Annotated in this window: 13 protein-coding genes and 1 riboswitch; of the genes, 7 read left to right on the top strand and 6 right to left on the bottom strand. The window is 46.2% G+C overall.

The features are described from left to right. Positions 1 to 139: 139 nt before the first annotated feature. The 4 genes from galE to ACFQ1Z_RS10140 all read left to right on the top strand — a co-directional run bounded on the left by galE (position 140) and on the right by ACFQ1Z_RS10140 (position 3,698). Positions 140 to 1,180 (top strand): UDP-glucose 4-epimerase GalE, encoded by a 1,041-nt coding sequence (gene galE, locus ACFQ1Z_RS10125; protein ID WP_379057391.1) that lies wholly within the window; start codon positions 140 to 142, stop codon positions 1,178 to 1,180. A 648-nt stretch (positions 1,181 to 1,828) separates the two neighbouring features. Beyond that, the gene (locus tag ACFQ1Z_RS10130) at positions 1,829 to 1,999 is read left to right on the top strand and encodes a hypothetical protein (protein WP_379057393.1); all 171 of its coding nucleotides are present in this window, start codon (positions 1,829 to 1,831) and stop codon (positions 1,997 to 1,999) included. Positions 2,000 to 2,075: 76 nt separating this feature from the next. After that, the gene (locus tag ACFQ1Z_RS10135; protein WP_379057395.1) at positions 2,076 to 2,894 is read left to right on the top strand and encodes a hypothetical protein; all 819 of its coding nucleotides are present in this window, start codon (positions 2,076 to 2,078) and stop codon (positions 2,892 to 2,894) included. Between the two features lie 207 nt (positions 2,895 to 3,101). After that, positions 3,102 to 3,698, top strand: a complete 597-nt coding sequence (locus ACFQ1Z_RS10140; RefSeq protein ID WP_379057396.1) for a hypothetical protein — start codon at positions 3,102 to 3,104, stop codon at positions 3,696 to 3,698. Positions 3,699 to 3,726: 28 nt separating this feature from the next. Here ACFQ1Z_RS10140 and ACFQ1Z_RS10145 read toward each other — a convergent pair whose 3' ends face one another. Next, positions 3,727 to 4,599, bottom strand: coding sequence for an SIR2 family protein (locus ACFQ1Z_RS10145; RefSeq protein WP_379057397.1), 873 nt, complete (start codon positions 4,597 to 4,599; stop codon positions 3,727 to 3,729). Next, positions 4,586 to 5,608 (bottom strand): ParA family protein, encoded by a 1,023-nt coding sequence (locus ACFQ1Z_RS10150; RefSeq protein ID WP_379057399.1) that lies wholly within the window; start codon positions 5,606 to 5,608, stop codon positions 4,586 to 4,588. The genes ACFQ1Z_RS10145 and ACFQ1Z_RS10150 overlap by 14 nt, the downstream gene beginning before the upstream one ends. Before the next feature lie 422 nt (positions 5,609 to 6,030). On the opposite strand from ACFQ1Z_RS10150, the gene ACFQ1Z_RS10155 reads away from it, so the two are divergent. The 3 genes from ACFQ1Z_RS10155 to ACFQ1Z_RS10165 all read left to right on the top strand — a co-directional run bounded on the left by ACFQ1Z_RS10155 (position 6,031) and on the right by ACFQ1Z_RS10165 (position 11,567). Further along, entirely contained in the window at positions 6,031 to 6,435 is a 405-nt protein-coding gene (locus ACFQ1Z_RS10155; protein WP_379057400.1) for a hypothetical protein, read from the top strand. Positions 6,436 to 6,613: 178 nt separating this feature from the next. Continuing rightward, a riboswitch (cobalamin riboswitch) is annotated at positions 6,614 to 6,842 on the top strand. Between the two features lie 197 nt (positions 6,843 to 7,039). Continuing rightward, entirely contained in the window at positions 7,040 to 9,133 is a 2,094-nt protein-coding gene (locus ACFQ1Z_RS10160; RefSeq protein ID WP_379057401.1) for a TonB-dependent receptor, read from the top strand. Between the two features lie 307 nt (positions 9,134 to 9,440). Next, positions 9,441 to 11,567: a molybdopterin-containing oxidoreductase family protein gene (locus ACFQ1Z_RS10165; protein ID WP_379058002.1), complete on the top strand. Its 2,127-nt coding sequence runs from the start codon at positions 9,441 to 9,443 to the stop codon at positions 11,565 to 11,567. A 274-nt stretch (positions 11,568 to 11,841) separates the two neighbouring features. Here the strand turns inward: ACFQ1Z_RS10165 and ACFQ1Z_RS10170 are convergent, their stop codons facing one another. From ACFQ1Z_RS10170 to ACFQ1Z_RS10185, 4 genes are all read right to left on the bottom strand, one after another. After that, complete coding sequence (locus ACFQ1Z_RS10170) at positions 11,842 to 12,378, bottom strand: cytochrome b (RefSeq protein WP_379057403.1); 537 nt, start codon at positions 12,376 to 12,378, stop codon at positions 11,842 to 11,844. A gap of 43 nt (positions 12,379 to 12,421) precedes the next feature. Next, entirely contained in the window at positions 12,422 to 12,832 is a 411-nt protein-coding gene (locus ACFQ1Z_RS10175; RefSeq protein ID WP_379057405.1) for a hypothetical protein, read from the bottom strand. A 380-nt stretch (positions 12,833 to 13,212) separates the two neighbouring features. Then, positions 13,213 to 14,838 (bottom strand): TadG family pilus assembly protein, encoded by a 1,626-nt coding sequence (locus tag ACFQ1Z_RS10180; protein WP_379057406.1) that lies wholly within the window; start codon positions 14,836 to 14,838, stop codon positions 13,213 to 13,215. Further along, positions 14,816 to 15,100, bottom strand: coding sequence for a DUF3613 domain-containing protein (locus ACFQ1Z_RS10185; RefSeq protein ID WP_379057408.1), 285 nt, complete (start codon positions 15,098 to 15,100; stop codon positions 14,816 to 14,818). The genes ACFQ1Z_RS10180 and ACFQ1Z_RS10185 overlap by 23 nt, the downstream gene beginning before the upstream one ends. Positions 15,101 to 15,113 lie beyond the last annotated feature (13 nt).

Genomic DNA, 15,113 nt, shown 5'->3' on the forward strand with positions numbered 1-15,113 from the left:
TTCTAGCATAACCCAGCTTTTCTACAGGTAGTTTTTCCGTTCTCTTTTCATCAACTTTCCGTTGATTCATTCGCCTCCAAAATTAATGATTATCAATTTTGTAGGTTCAAAAGCACTATCTTTTTGGATACATAACAACTTGAAAATACTTGTGGTTGGTGGCGCAGGCTACATTGGTTCGCACATGGTAAAAATGTTGCTTGGTAAAGGGCATGAAGTAATCACATTGGATAATTTGTCTAACGGGCATCGTGATGCGGTGCTTGGAGGTGTTTTCGTAGAAGGTGATCTCGCAAATATTGAATGTTTGAATGAATTGTTTGACAGGCATCGACCAGAAGCAGTCATGCATTTTGCTTCCTTTATCCAAGTGGGTGAATCGGTAAAAAAACCGGATATTTACTACCAGAATAACGTTTGTAATACATTGAATTTGCTCAACTCAATGTTGAAATTTGGTATAAAGAAATTCATTTTTTCATCAACGGCAGCTGTATTTGGAGAGCCTGAATATGTTCCCATCGATGAACTACATCCACATAAGCCCATGAATCCCTATGGACGCTCAAAGTTAATCATCGAACAAGTACTGGCAGATTATGACAAAGCTTTCGACTTTAGATTTTTATGTCTTCGTTACTTCAATGCGGCTGGAGCAGATCCGGAAGGGCAATTAGGTGAACGGCACGAGCCGGAAACACATTTGATTCCACTCGTTATCCAGGCAGCATCTGGGCGACGCAATAATATTCAGGTTTTTGGCAGCGATTACGATACACCGGATGGTACCTGTATCAGAGATTACATACATATCACAGACTTATGTTCTGCACATTTGGCCGCCTTAGAGTATTTGAATGAAGGCGGCCACAGTGATCTTTTTAATCTCGGGAACGGGATTGGCTTTTCCGTTCAGGAGATTATCGATACCGTAAAAAAAGTATCTGGCAAAGAAGTGTCAGTGATTCATGGACCTAGGCGAGAGGGAGATCCTGCTAGGCTAGTCGCAGACTCCCAGCGAGCGAAATCTGTTCTACACTGGCTTCCAAACTATACAGAGCTTGAATCCATCGTCTCCCATGCATGGTTGTGGGAAATGAAGCGTCAACTGCTTTCAGATGAATTTGATGCCTCAGTCATTTCTTATTCAGCAAGTGACGCTGTTGATCATGTAATGTAAAGTCATTTGAAATGATGAAGTTTTTTTATTGTATCCTGGCAGTGAGGCTTGAGTTAACTAGCAAGCAAGCTGCAGAAATGATTTAATCACAAGAGTCGAAAAATAGGAGTGTATTAACGTGAATGAATCAGCCGAAAAGGTAGAGCGACCGACATCAATTACCATAATATGTGTCATGGGATTTCTTGGCGCGCTAGGATCACTACCTATGGTCTTTTCTCCGCTAGCACAGCAAGTAGGGTCGTGGTATCCACCATATCTTGGCTTTGCTTCTATTGTTGGGCTCGCGTGTATGATTGGACTGTGGAGAATGAAAAAGTGGGCTCCATATACCTATACGAGTTTGGTTGCTCTAAATCAGATAGTATTACTGGCAATGGGAGTATGGAATATTTTGGCCCTAGTTCTTCCAGCGATAGTTGCTTTCTTTGCTCTCAAGCATGTTTCCAAAATGTCCCCATAATCAGGCATTCAACCTTGGTATTTCTGTTGCAAGACGCCACCAAACAAAGCGGCACTTTGCGCGCGGTTAGGTTCGATGGCCTAGTTGCCAGTTCAAAATGAGAGACTCAAGGTTAACGCCTTGGGTCTTTTTTGTTTTGGGGTGAGGTACACTAAGAGCATTAAGAGTAACTATTAATCATCAATATGAAAAATACTGAACAAGACGATGACTCAGTTTTTATTTTTAAGAGAAAAGAAGCTTTTGTATTATTCGAAGGTTCAGGAGGGGGTGCGGGGAAGTTGCTTGGGGCTATACCTGTAGTCGCGGTGGTAATAATCAAATCGATTTTCAAAAATAGTGAACAATCAAAGTAATCATCAACACGGTTTGTGCACGTGGTCGTTTTGAGCCATAACCGAGCAATCAAATGTAGCCTAGAAAGCCATGTAAATGAGACTTTTCCTTTTTCTTATATTTCTTTTAGCTCGCACCTTTGTTTATGCAGGTTGCAAACCACTTGAGACTCTTGAGGGTGTAGTGTCGATACCTACATGCGAGTTTGAATCGTGTGTTTCTGGAGCAAAAGCGATATACGAATATTCAAACAGAATTAAAGATGATCCCAATGTTTTGATGTTTAATCTCCATTCAAGCCCTTGGAGATTTTATGATGACGATATGCGAATTCTTACGATTGAAGAAGTCGCAAGGATGGCCAAACCTTACATCACCAGTGGGGCAAAGCGTATTGTTTTGATGGGTTCGTGGACGGGAGCATCACCTAACCGTAATGAAAAGTCGCTTTCACAGAGACTTTCGACGGCCCTCGATGGGTTTCCTGTTTCAGGAATGGATGGCTTTTTATGGTTAGCTAAAGACGGTTCAGCTAGAACGACCCATCAAGCGTTCTCAGTGCGCAAGGGTAAAGGAGAGTATAAAATTAAAACCGGTACAGAAGTGATGGTGTCTATGGTTGCTGGTTGGCCCATAGATGCTGAAGGCTACTCTCGTAGTGTAAAAGACTCGGATGGAATAATGCGTGCAGGTGCAGGGTGGGACATATTCTTTCTTTGCCCGGATAGTGCTTTAAGTTCATTTGAAACAGCAGCACAACTTTCAAATCCAATTGCTGCATACAATGCGGCTCTTATTCGCCTTGAAAGAAATGGTGAGGGTGACAGAGATAAGGCTGCTGAGCTTCTTATCAAAGCGGCTAAAAGTGGAGATGTAAAAGCGAAAGCACGATTGAATGCATTAAAGTTAAAGTAAGCTACACTGAGGCATCCTCTGTTTCTACTACTGTAAGCGCGTAGCTTCAATTGATGCTTTATTGCAGTTGTAATACAACTAGTGCTGTGTTCGACTCACAGAAGGGCCACCATTTATAAACTGACTCAAGATTAACGCCTTGGGTCTTTTTTGTTTTGTGGTGCTAATATCTTTCTATTAAGAATAACAATCTCAAATTCTAATCAGATGAACGCTTCAATAAGTTCTAATCGTATTTACTTTCAAGGGAACCCTTGGCCTGAAGGACATAAGATTAAAGATTTTCAGTGGACATTAGAGATAATAGACGCTGAGGTCTGGTTCCACTTCCATTTGGTAACAGATGATTATTATGCAGAGCGGGATATTGAAGATGATGAAAATCTAGATTATCCGTCGGAGTGGAATGCGCCTATTGTATGGGGCAACTATCATCGATGCACTATCTCTTCAACTGATTGGCACGAAGGGGGCTTTAAAGTTTGCGAGATTGACAAATACTCATTGGACTTTTTAAATGAATTAGAGCTTAGTGTAGATGCTTTGCCATGCGACCTTAATGACCATGATGCAAAAGCATTTCAGATTTACCTGTTAGGCCACGATACCGTAGTAGATCATTGTATTAAATTTTTTCGTATTGAAAGGACTGACAACTTTAGAATTCAATGGAATGGCAAGATTGCTTTGACGTATGTTGGTGACTATGAGCCTTCTCATCAATTCAATTTAGAAATTGCATCTGTTAAAGCGCCAACGCTTTATTTCAAACCCTGCCTCATAGTCGCAGGGCTTAAGCCATAACCAATCAGATTACAACGATAAAAGCGCATCACCATTGTTGGGTTAAGGAGATTTCAATTCTTTTTTGATTCACAGAAGTGACTAAATGCTCCAATTCTTCCAATAAATTACTATGCTGAGTCGTGTCTGAATATTTGTACTCTAAAATCTTCAATTTTAAAGAGTCCTCATATACTTGCTTCACTAAAGTCGAATACCTTTTAGAAGGTAAGACAAAGTAATGTTTTTGAGCATATTTATGTCTAAAACAATAATCCTCTAACAACAGTCTAATATCTGGATCATCTAGGCCACACCCTATAAAAATAAAAGTGTGTGTTCTTAGTAATGAGTCTAGCAACTCATAAAAATCTCTGTGGGAATTCCTGGCTTTGGCATAATCCACTCTGGTGAAAATGAGATTATTTGGTTCTGTAACGGTTCCATGTGATTTAATTAAAACTGGAGCATTTCTTCTTATTGAGTCTGCAATATCATCTTGAGTGTAATTTTTTATATTTATCGTCCCTTGGCTTGCAGCGCTTACATACGAATCATAGATATTATCGAAATTTGGAGTGATATTAATTCTAAGATCAAGTAGCCAAAGTAATTCATGAATCCTAGTATGACCATAACCTGGGGTTTGGAACTCATCTTTGACTAACTCAATAAATTCGTCTCCAAGAACGCGACGTATTACCTCACAAGCCGTTAATAAATCATTTTGTTTGATCAACTGTTTTGTAATGGTTTTATCTTTTGGTTGAAGTCTATTTGCAGCAACGTTCAAAAATTGAACCCATGACTTAGGACGAGTAACTCCATCTCTACCTAAAGAGTTCATTGATACCCCTGCTCCAAAGAAAATTACAGCTTTTCTTCTGGCAATGTCATCAATAATTTTTTCACCCCAGATCATTTTCAATCTCTCTGATATTCAACTCGATATTGTTAGAAATTTGGCTGACTATGTTTTCAAATTGCTTAACTTTTTCAAAATGTGCACCTACAACGCCATCAGCCGATTTCAAAGAGAAGATTGGCTTAGAGGCTGTCTGGGACATTGGTACTAAGCTTTGGAGATATGGAATTTCCCCTAATTTGTACTCTAATTTTTTTCCCAAATTGAATGGGGTAACTAAATGTTTATTAATGGCGGGAGTGATTTTCTTGATTATTTTTTCGTAGGCATTTACCGGTTGTTTTTTGCCATTGACAGTTTTGGCTGTGTACTGCTGGCTAACATACCCCAAAAACTTAATATTAGGTTTGGCTGGTTCCGCGCCATCATCAAAATGATAGTTAAATCCATTTTCCTCTATAAACGATTCAAGTCCTCTTTCAAGACCACGTTTCCATGTGCTGATTGCTAGTTCAATATTCTGAAGACCACGCAAACTAAAAATATCTGATGACATGGGAAGAATAAAATAGTCGCAGGATAAAAGAATTGTTCGATTTATTGCACCTAAGGACGGGCCGACGTCAAAGAAAACATAGTCATAAGCTTGTAGTTTTGCCCATTCCAAGAGCGCTCTGAAAAAAAATGTAGTTTTAAGCCCGCGTTCTTGACCACTTGTCGACTCAATCCAATCTTTAGAAAGAAAATCCTCAGCCAATGAGAATTTTGGATCACCTGGAACAATATCCACACCAAATTGCGTACTTCTAACTATAGGAATGGAAGCATAGCCTTTTGATTTTTTTAGCGAAGCTACAAGATCATTAATTGTGCCTGAGTCTTTTGTGGTTGCATAAAGTTCATCGAGCTTATTTTCTGACAACATATAAGCTGTCGCATTGCATTGCGGATCAGCATCCACTACTAGAATTTTTCTTCCTTGTGTGGCAAAGAAAGCTGCAACATTACACATAAGAGTAGTTTTCCCCACTCCACCCTTGTTGTTGAACACGCATATTGCTTTCATAGAATTTTCCTTTAATACCAACTTGGCTTTTCATTTAGATGAATAATTTCAATGATACTGACAATCGAGTCAAAGTTGTGGATTTCTGTTTGAGGGTTGGTTTGACTATCCCAATTCATCCTCGCGCAGCTTAAAAACGCTACTAAGTCACACGGCTAGAGCCATAGCCAAACAATCAAGGCTGGCTGATCGACCATGATCCCAGTGGCAATCATTGGCCGTTATGTTGGCTTGCCTGGGAATTGGCGCTGAATTAAGTATAAGTGGATTAAGTTAATGCTCAGATTCGCCTTTTGGCGGACAAAGCAGGGTGAGAAACCCAAGCTTAACGACTGGGGGGGTGATTTACTAAGTTAGACTATGATGCTTTTGCCTTCAATCAACAGCTGACTTATTTCTGATAACTATAAAAAGGAAAAATAATGAATCCAACGAATCAACCGACTTACATTAAACGTGCAGTCATTCTAATCATCTTTGCACTTGCATTAAGTTTCATCAAACTTGGCATAGATTATGACTATATTTCGTCTATTGCTCCTATCCGGTTTACGATCATAGGACTGGTTTGCACTGTCTTAATTGTGTTGTTTCTTGCCTATAAAATATGGACTGGTAGAAACTGGGCGCGCATTATTTTTACCGTTTTCTTTGTCATTGGCATTTATCCGGCTTTACTTTTATTACCTGTAGAAGCCCATCGAAATGTTGTAGTGCTGCTTGCTAGTAGTTTGCAGATTTCGTTACAAACAGTCGCAATTATTTATATGTTTCTACCGATTTCAAATGCTTGGTTTAAGTCAGTTAAACAAGCAAAAAGCACATAATTATTTGAATTTAATTTGCGCTGTCCGATTCACAGAGGGGCCACCATTTATTGAGAGACCCAAGGTTAACGCCTTAGGTCTTTTTTGTTTTGGGGTGAGGTAAAGCATCATCCATGCAGCCGCTTCATCATCGTGGTGTAAGTTTGTGTATATGCATTGACAGTGGAGTACTACAAACTTACACTCGCCTCACCATGGTTCAGCTTGGCAATGCTTTAAAAAGCCAAGCAGATTAATAGGGAATCCGGTGCCGTCTCAAGATGACTGCGAGACCATTCCGGAACTGCCCCCGCAACTGTAATCGGATAGCCTGTTCGCACATCTAGCCACTGAGTTCATCACTTGGGAAGGCCGCGAACAGACAGTGACCCGAGAGTCAGGAGACCTGCCCTGGTGTAGTCGTAGAGTTCGAATTAGGGCGGGGTGCTCCTGAGTAGAAGTGAATGTCAATTCACCGTTTACATATCTATAACACCGCATACACCAGCTAAGTTGTGTCGTACCCCGGCATGCATCAGGCTGCCCTTTTTGAACCCTGCTATTACCAACGTACGTGACGGATAGGTCGCGTTAATTTGAATGGTATTCAGGGAGTATTACAATCATGTTTAAACAAGAGGTATTGAGCGTGGCCATCCTGGCAGCGCTTTCCTGCAGTGCATACGCAACTGATGATGTGCTGGACGAAGTGGTCGTCAAAGCGCCTGCAGAACCCAGGGCGGCAATCAATCTCAATAAAACCAATAGCACGGCAAGCCGATTGGGTTTGACCGCAAAAGAGACACCCGCAAGCGTAGAAGCAGTGGATAGCGAAACCATACGCCAACGTGGGGATATCAGCATCAAAGAAGCTGTGACCCGTACCACCGGCATCACTGATATCAGCACCCCTGGCAATGGCCAATCCTTTTCATCCCGTGGATTCACAGGAAACAACTCCGTCGCACAAGCCGAAGACGGTGTGCGCCTGGTGACAGGGGCGGGCACGCTGACCTATCCATCAGATAGCTGGGGTTACGAAAGAATTGAGGTATTACGCGGCCCTGCTTCGGTCATATTTGGTGATGGTTCTGCAGGAGGCGTGATCAATAGTGTGAGAAAAAAAGCCAGCAAGGAAACGTCGCTAGAAGCTTTATTCGGGTTGGGAACACGCGGCGCTTATCGTGCCGGTGTCGGTGGGTCAGGTGCCATCGGTGATGTGGGTGCTTTCCGTATTGACGCCTCTGCACTAGGTGGTAATGGATACATAGATCGTGGCGATTATAAAAGTAAAAAAATCATGTCGTCGTTTCTATACACGCCTGCAGAAAATATACGGCTTGGTTTTACACTTGACCATGCAGAAGAGTCACCGACAGCCATCTATGGCTCGCCGCTAGTGAATGGAAAGATTTCACGCTCATTACGCAAAGCCAATTTCAATGTAGACAATGACGAAATGGATTTCATTGATACACGGGCACGCGCCAAGCTGGAATGGGATATCACTCCCTCATTAAAATTCAAGAATGAGACCTACTGGTTCAAGTCAGATAGGGAATGGCGTAACGCGGAAAACTATGCGTTGAATACGACGACTAACCGCGTCACCCGCAGCAGTTTTTTAGCGATTGAGCATGAGCAGACCCAGTATGGCAACCGTATGGAGCTAGCCTCGGTGGATGCGGTGTTCGGCCATCAGAACCGTATCGCCGCGGGTTGGGAAATATCGCATACCGATTTTCTGCATAGCAGCAATGCGGGCAACACCGCTACAGACAGTGTCCCTGTTTATAATTTCTCCCCCGGCCAGTTTAGAAGCACGACGGCGGTATTGAAAAACTACGATGCTGATCTCAAGCAGCAAGCCTTCTTTGTTGAGGATGCATTCAATGCGACGGATCACTTAAAGCTGATCGTTGGATTGCGTAAGGACCTGATCGATACCTATCGAAAAGACTACAGAGGCGCTGCCAATGTTGATCAGGATTTCTCACCGTTAACCTGGCGCGCAGGGGCTGTCTTTGATTTGACGCCAGAGACTGCCTTGTATGGGCAAATGAGCCGCGGCACAGACCCGGTGACTAACTTGTTAGGTTTGAATCTGGCAAACGCCCAGTTCGACCTGACTAAGTCGCGTCAGGAAGAAATAGGCATCAAGCACCTGCTGCCCGACGCTAAAGGTCAAATGACCCTTGCCTTATATCACATTGCCAAAGATGACATTATCACGCGTGACCCGGTCACCCCATCCACCTCTATCCAGGGCGGTAAGCAATCTTCAAGAGGTATCGAGTTTGCAACCACGCTGTTCCCTGTTGAGAATTGGCGCACAGACTTCAACCTAGCCATACTGGATGCTCGTTTTGACGAGTTAAAAGAAGGTAATGCCGGTATCTCACGTGCAGGAAACACGCCGTCTAATGTCCCGGAACGGGTGGCCAATGCCTGGATATATTATCAGCAGCCTCAGTGGGAAGCCGGTGTAGGTGCCAGATACGTTGGTAAGCGTTATGCCGATAATGCCAACGCAATCACCATGGACAGTTACACCGTTTACGATGCGAGCGCGGCCTGGAACATCAACAGGCAGATCACTGTGCGGGCAAATTTACGCAACCTGACGGATAAGTTCTACGCGGCATTGGCTTACGGCAATACGCAGCAAATTATCGGTGCACCCAGACAACTGGAGTTGACTGCCGAATTCAAGTACTAAAAGTCATTCGATGCGGTTATTTACTTTATGCGATGTGCATCTATAGCGACCAAAGCGGTTTTCTGAGATCGTAGCACCCTGATCAGGGTGGTGAGGTTTCAGTGTGTCACGCAGAGCGGCCACCATTTATAAAAAGACTCAAGGTTAACGCCTTGGGTCTTTTTTGTTTTGCGGTGTACTATTCATAAATTCACCCGACATACTGATTCCTATGGAAATCAGTATGTCGGAAAGATTGCTAGGCGTATTGTTTTTAGTCTGCTTGTTTTGGCCGTTATCAATTGATTGCGTTATCAAGGAGTGGAAGATGAATGATGTTGCAGATGTAATTGAAACCTTTCATGGTGGTTGTCCTCATGATTGTCCCGACACCTGTTCCATGCAGTTCCATGTCAAAAACGGGGAGCTGATGTCGGTTTCCGGTAATCCCCATCATCCGATGACCCGTGGTGGATTGTGCGTAAAATTAAAGGATTACGAAAAACGGCATTATCACCCCAATCGTCTGTTGCACCCCATGAAGAGAGTAGGGCCAAAAGGCAGCAATCAGTTTGAGCGAATCACCTGGGATGAAGCACTGGATACCATTGTTGATCGATGGCAGGCGCTGATTAAAGATGAGGGTCCTCGCGCGATACTGCCAGTCAGTTATTTAGGCAATCAGGGGCTGGTGCATGGGCTCAACGGTGGTGATGCTTTTTTCAACCGTCTGGGTGCTACCGTCTGTGAAAGGACGTTTTGTGGTGAAGGCTCCTGTACTGCCTGGTTGCTCACGGTGGGGCCTACTGCCGGGGTAGATCCCGAGAGTTTCATCCATGCAAATTTCATTGTCATCTGGGCATGCAACTCTGTCTCAACCAATCTTCATCACTGGCATATCATTAAAGAGGCGCAAAAAAGAGGCGCGAAAATAGTGGTTGTGGATTCTTTTGCATCCAAAACGGCGAAAGAGGCGGACTGGCATATCGCACCCAAGCCGGGTACCGATGGCGCGTTGGCAATGGCGATGATGAACGTGATCATTGAAGAAGATCTGGTCGATCATGATTACGTAGCAAGATATACGGTCGGCTATGCCGAGCTGGCGGCAAGGGCCAAAACCTGTACTCCAGAATGGGCTGCAGAAATCACCGGGATACCCGCAGAAGAGATCCGCCTGTTTGCGCGTGAATATGCTACTACCCCTCCCGCCGCCATACGCATAGGCGTGGCTTTAGAACGCAATTATGGTGGCAGCCAGGCCATACGTGCAGTGACCTGTTTGCCTGCACTCATAGGTGCCTGGCGCCACGTTGGCGGAGGTGCGCTGCAGTTCCCGGTCTGGGAGCATCCTTACAAGTTTGATGTGATATGCCGGCCAGATCTGATTCCTGAAGGCACGCCGGTCGTTAACATCTTGCAATTAGGCAGAGCCCTGCTGGGCGAAACGCCTTTAGAAGTCCCGATTAAATCCATCATGGTGTGGAACACCAACCCTGTCACGCAATCACCCGAAACAGACAAGGTGATAGAGGGTTTAAAACGCGAGGACCTGTTTACCATCGTCGCCGATCATTTCATTTCAGATACTGCTTCTTATGCGGATATAGTCTTGCCAGCAGCCATGGGTGCCGAACAGGAAGACATGATTTTATCCTGGGGTCATTTATATCTCACCTATAACACCAAATGTATAGAACCTCCGGGAGAAGCATTACCAAACAATGAAATATTCCGCCGCCTAGCGCAACGCTTGGGGTTCGAAGAAGACAATTTCAAATGGAGTGACGGCGAGTGCCTGCAGAATTATGTAGATTGGAGTTCGCCCGCCTGCAAAGGCATAGATCTCAACTATATGCGTGAGCATGGCTTTGCCAGGTTGAATGTAGGCAGCAAAGACGACCGGGCACCACATAGACAAGGTAATTTCCCTACCCCTACTGGCAAATGCATGTTCATGGTCGAAGGTGCGAAAAACTTCGTCGCAGGGCCTTTCAGGCAGATGTACGAGGGCTTCCAGCCCGGAGAAGACCTGGATCCATTACCGGCATATGTCGCAAGCCGAGAATCCGCTGATACCAATGCGGCTCTGGCGGCCAGATTCCCTTTGAATATCATTTCACCAAAAAGCCACGGTTTCATTAACTCTTCATACGCCAATATGGAATCCAAGATCCGCGTGCAAGGAGAACAATACCTGATGATCAACCCGGTGGATGCATTGGCACGAGACGTTCAGGATGGCGTGGTCGTCAGGGTATTCAATGACAGAGGGGCCTTTGAAGGCCAGGCGCGCGTGACCACAGACGTAAACCCCGGCATCGTCGTAGCTACTTTAGGTTATTGGCGCCAGCTCAACAACGGTACCGTTAACTGTATAAGCTCCGCTGAGTATGGAGACATGGGGCATTCCAATACTTTTAGCGATAACTTGGTTGAAGTCGAACTGGTGTGAGCGATTTAAGGTTAAGGCGCTAAGCGATTGAGTGTTGTGTTCAATTCGCAGAGGGGCCACCGTTTATAAAGACTCAAGGCTAACGCCTTGGGTCTTTTTTGTTTGGCAGTAAACTCATTTCAGACGTACAAGAAATCAAAAAAGGATAAGTATGTATTGGTCATGATTTTGAACCTGCTAAAAAAATCAGCTAAGGGTATCCCAAGTCTTGAGCCATAAATCACAATAAACTAACTGTGTTGGCTGGCTGCTGCAACACTGAGCTGGTGATTAGTTACGATTGATTTTCTTCGATCAGGCCAAAAATCTGATGGTAGATGGCCGCAGTGATGTGGATAGCGAATAAAGGATAAATCATTACCGAAACCAGGTAGTGCAAACCTGATAGTGTTGCGTATATGGGGTGGGCTTTTTCTAGCAACGCTGGCAATGCAAACACATCGAAAAAATGCAATGGCTCACCACTGCTTAGCAGCATCAAAATACCCAGGCAACATTGGGTAATGATGATGACGTAGATAGACCTGTGCAGCGAAATAGCCAGCAGTTTTTGCCAGGCTTTGATGCTGTAAGAGTGGATAGGGTTAGCATTCAGGTTTCGCCAGGTCAGTCTTGCTGTCATCAGCATGAGCAGCAGTATGCCTATGGAAGCGTGGCTGGATATCAACGCCAGCTTTTCCGGCCCGGGGGCCAGATCTGAAAACTGGCTAGCCACCACTATGATAGTCAGCAACATCGCCACACTGCTCCAGTGCAAGATTCTGGCGATCAAACCATATTGTGTTCTCGAGTTTTTAAGATCTATGCCCATAGTGACTATTTACCCTGTGCCAGCGCTTCTCACCTGAGACGATTTATTTGAGGGAGTATCTGAAAACCTTGATCGCCGCCATGCCAAAACCAAAAGTAGTCAATGAGAGTGTGGTGTAAAGAAACAGAATATAAGGCAGGGAATGGATCTTGGGGTCTATGGCCAGCACCAGGAAAGCGGTGGGGTTACCGATTGAACCTAATGCCATCGGCCAGATGACAAACTTGGGCAAAGTGATTTTTGATGCGTAAAAACCCAGTAACAGCATGGTCATCATCAGATAGTCTAAATGCCCGGATAACAGGTTTTCAGTGCTGGTAAACAGGTTGAGCATGTAGGGGATCTTCAGGCCCCTGGTCATCACCAGACACCACGCCAGCACTAGACCTATCAGTAAGGTAATGCTCGCTGTCCTCAGTAAAATGACATTGCCAGCATGTTTATCATCATTCATTTTTATTTCCCCTTGAAATCTGTATTTTAATTAACTGCATTTGCGGCAGCTTGATCCAACCTGTTCTGCAACAGCAACGCTCATTTGACAGGAAATTGGGCAGACAGGTCTGTTCAGAAGTGTATAAATTTTTATCACATAATGCAAGAGGAGGTTTTTTATTTGTATGGCAACTTGTCAGCGGCCAATAGCGATCACTGTTTTCTAGACCGGGGTGCTAATGACGGCGCAGGGAGCATACACCCGCCTGGGCCACAGCGGCATTACGACCCGCGCTTTTACGCGGCGCAGGTGACTGATCTGGATGGCTAAAGCCTGGAGTTCGTTTATAAAAGCTGGCAGCACGGCGATCCAGCTGCTGAATGATTTCTGCTGATCGCTTAAATCGCCAGCGGCTTGGCCTGGCGGTACTGCACGTCATCCAGCGTGATATCCATACCGCCCAGACGTATGCCCAGCAGGTTGAGCAGCGGGTCCAGCAATACTCGGCCTATCTCGGCCAGTAGCGGGCTGACGAGCGATGAAAGTACATTGTTGAGCAGGCCCAGATTCAACACACTCAATACCGTCACGTTCAGTGTGTTCGGTTGCCCCAACGCATTCTCCAGGCTGCTGCCGAGCTGGCTGCTCGCGGTCTGTGACAGGGGCAGGTGATCCTTAAGGGGGTGGTCTACGTTGAAGGTCATGGTTTGCGGGCTGGGTGGTTGTAGTGGCAGGTTAAGCCCGATATCGGCCAGTGGCAGATTGAGCAGGGTCGTGATCCTGGCCGGTTGCGTGCCGGCGTTATTGGTCAGTTGCAGCGACGCAATGCCCGGGCTGGCGTCTATCACCACTTGGGTTTCACCGTCACTGGTTTGAATGCTGCGCAGGCTGGCAGAGCCTTGCGCCACCTCTACCCCCAGTGCCAGGTCTATGCGCGCCAGCAAGGGGATATTGACCAGCACAGCGACACGCGCCCTGATCTGTGCCGTGCGCGCGGCGGTACAAAAGGCGCCGCCGCCGGCCGGGCCTATAGCCAGTTGCGGTGGTTCGGTGATGGTCACCAGGGCATTGATACTGGTCAGTGAGGGGATATTGATGGCCAAAGGCAGGGTGATGGCATTGTTGCCGTTGGCAATCATGGCGGCGGTGGTGATGATGGATAATGCGTTCAAAGCGACATTGGCAGCGGCATTGGCGTCAGGCGTGGTCACAGCAAGCACATCGCCCAGTTTGAGCGGCACATTTTTCACTGTCATGCTGGCGATGGTTTGTAAGCCTGAGATCGCTTGCAGGTCTGCCACGCCGTTTTGTGCGGCAGCACTGGCGACCAGGTCTAGCAGCTCGCCGATCTCCAGATTGGTATTCAGCAGCTCTTCCACCGTGCCAGCTTGTCCGGAAACCGCCAGCAGATCGTGCAAAGTGACTTTGGTGGCGGCAATGCCGCGGTAGGTCAGCGCATCCAGGTTGAGCGGGCCGCCCAGCATACCGCCTAACAGCCCGTTCAGTAGCACGGATTGCTGGCTGGTCAGGCTGGTGGTGAAACTGCCCACGCCAAAAGTGGCCAGTGGCGGGTCAGACATAGACACGGCTTCTGCATGCAAAGTGACTGTGTTGCCGAACAGGCCGCCGGCGATCAGGCTGCTGGGCACCTGTTTGGTCGCCCTGACATAGACAGCGCCCGTACTGCCGTCGGCAGTGAACTGGCGTATGCCTTGTACCGTATCCAGCCTGCCTAGCAGCACCTGGTTGGGGCTGGCGGCGAGCTGGCCATCAAAACCATTATTCAGGGCGGCTTGTTGCGCGATCTGTATCACAGCCTGCTGGCTGCTATTACAACCAAGATGGCGCGCGGTATGGATAGCCGACATATCGGCGATAGATTGCAGTTTTTTCTGTTGCATCCACAGGCGGCCGCTATCCACTACCAGCATAGTCAGCAGTAATGCCAGCAACAATACCAGTCCGCCGGCCAGAGCAATGGCCCCGCGCTGGTAAGGGTAGTTAGCGAGCGGTGCGCATCTCATGCTCAAAGAACTCCGGAATCGGTTTTTCAAAGCTCTTGAGGTAGCGCGTATGTACTTTATCCATGACTTCGCCCGAGTATGGTTGTGCCTGGGCCGAGGCCGATTTGCCTGACCGTTGCAGTTGCAGCCATTGCTGCGTCGGTGATAAGGATGGCTGTGATGGCTGCTCTGCGGCTTGCGTAGCCTGATCTGGCACCTCGTCTGCTACGGCGGCAGAGAGGGTGCAGAGTCCAGTTAGCAGCAGGATGAAAATTCGGTTCATGACGGATCCTTGC

This window comes from Methylophilus luteus, from assembly GCF_042676265.1.
Lineage (GTDB): Bacteria > Pseudomonadota > Gammaproteobacteria > Burkholderiales > Methylophilaceae > Methylophilus > Methylophilus luteus.